The following is a 274-nucleotide window of genomic DNA, read 5'->3' as shown; positions in this document are numbered from 1 at the left end:
GGCACCACTGGCACCGGTCAGGGTACCGCCGGAGCTTACAGTTGCGTTCTGCGCGTAACCGCTGCCGAGGACGGAGACGGAACCCCCGGAATTAATGACGGTGTTGTTGGCTCTTCCCCCTGTGGAGATGACTTCCGTACCGCCTGCGGAAATGACGGTGTCCGCGGCTGATCCCCCGGAGCTGATGAACTGCTTGGCATTACGCAGGATGGTGCCGGAGGCGACACCGCCTCCCGCGGCACCGGTGCGGTTGTTATAGCCAATGTCCTGCCAT

At 62.8% G+C, this 274-nt stretch carries 1 protein-coding gene; it reads right to left on the bottom strand.

Annotated features, from left to right (window positions below):
* Positions 1–274, bottom strand: a 274-nt coding sequence (locus tag AA0535_RS13435) for an autotransporter adhesin family protein (RefSeq protein ID WP_264817094.1), incomplete at both ends; no start/stop codon positions are given.

It is taken from the genome of Asaia krungthepensis NRIC 0535 (genome assembly GCF_025995175.1).
GTDB classification, from domain to species: Bacteria; Pseudomonadota; Alphaproteobacteria; order Acetobacterales; family Acetobacteraceae; genus Asaia; species Asaia krungthepensis.
Note: the sequence above shows the minus strand (reverse complement) of the source record. Positions and strands in the feature narration are given on the sequence as shown.